The sequence below is a fragment of the Thalassotalea ganghwensis genome, assembly GCF_053485795.1.
Genome location: NZ_JBQRUM010000087.1, coordinates 1 through 287, shown reverse-complemented (window position 1 = coordinate 287; position 287 = coordinate 1). Strand labels below are relative to the sequence as shown.

Genomic DNA, 287 nt, shown 5'->3' with positions numbered 1-287 from the left:
TTCAGTCGTATCTGGTGTACGCCAAATAACACCATCAACACCTAGTAGTGATAAGCCACACCATGTGGGGTGATTGGCATCTGCATTCCACATTTTCTGACTTTGATGGAAAACCTCTTTAACGGCATCCGCACCAAGGCGCTGCCTTGCTTGCACAACAGCGCTTGGCGCAACGAGTTCTTTTTTTCCGGGTAATGCTAAGCCGAGTTTACTGACGATGCTCCATAGCGGGTCTTCACGGTAAAGCGACATACAAATAACCGTCCAAACCGCCATTTCCACAGGAA

General features: G+C 48.4%; 1 protein-coding gene. It reads right to left on the bottom strand.

Translation table 11 applies throughout. The features are described from left to right. Positions 1–287, bottom strand: a 287-nt coding sequence (locus ACSLUH_RS19690) for a transposase domain-containing protein (protein ID WP_448570092.1), incomplete at both ends; no start/stop codon positions are given.